At 54.7% G+C, this 1,011-nt stretch carries 2 rRNA genes; both read right to left on the bottom strand.

The features are described from left to right. Window positions 1–421: ribosomal RNA gene (locus ACIPXC_RS35065) — 23S ribosomal RNA — on the bottom strand; the annotation flags it as partial. Window positions 422–827: 406 nt separating this feature from the next. Next, a 16S ribosomal RNA gene (locus ACIPXC_RS35060) occupies window positions 828–1,011 on the bottom strand; the annotation flags it as partial.

Below are 1,011 nucleotides of genomic sequence, written 5' to 3'. Positions count from 1 at the left end.
TACGGGGTTGGCACCCTCTATGACCGGCCTTTCAAGACCGTTCGTCTATACCATCGTGTAACGCCGCCATCTCGGCAGAGATGACTGAAAAGTCCCACAACCCCCAACGTGCAACGCCTGCCGGCTATCACACACGCTAGGTTTAGCCTGTTCCGGTTTCGCTCGCCACTACTAACGGAATCGCGGTTGCTTTCTCTTCCTGTGGGTACTGAGATGTTTCACTTCCCCACGTTCCCTCTACCCGCCCTATATATTCAGGCGGGAGTCACTAGGTCGGCACGCCGCCCAGCGGGGTTTCCCCATTCGGACACCCTCGGATCAAAACTTGCTTATCAGTTCCCCGAGGCTTATCGCAGATTGCTACGTCCTTCTTCGGCTCCAGATGCCAAGGCATCCACCGTTTGCTCTTAAAAACTTGAAATCACATGAGTTTGAATCAGAATCGACACCAGACCCAAAGGCCTGGCATGAAATTGACTAATGATCTTTAAGATCATCTTGTGCAACCGACCGAAGCCGGCTGCAAGATGCTCGCGTCCACTGTGTAGTTCTCAAAGTACGGGCGGTACCCCTTCTCGCCACCCCCACAGGGGAAACAACAAGAGGCCCAGAGGTACAGAAACGATCCGAAGATCGCATCCGGTCCCTCAGGACCCAACAGCGTGCAAGTGCGACATCCGAAACCCTCCCCGTTCCCACCGCAAGCGGTGTACTAAGCGAGAGCTTCTTCCTTCTCACCATGTCAAATGTTCCACCCATGAGCTCCCAGCGAAGAACGAACGTCTTCGATCTGGGTTCTGGACTCCGAAGAGTCAGATGCTCCTTAGAAAGGAGGTGATCCAGCCGCACCTTCCGGTACGGCTACCTTGTTACGACTTAGTCCTAATTACCGATCCCACCTTCGACGGCTCCCTCCACAAGGGTTAGGCCACCGGCTTCAGGTGTTACCGACTTTCATGACTTGACGGGCGGTGTGTACAAGACCCGGGAACGTATTCACCGCAGCGTTGC

The sequence above is a fragment of the Streptomyces sp. NPDC090021 genome (assembly GCF_044748225.1).
Classification (GTDB): Bacteria; Actinomycetota; Actinomycetes; order Streptomycetales; family Streptomycetaceae; genus Streptomyces.
This window is presented reverse-complemented; position numbering and strand designations above follow the sequence as displayed.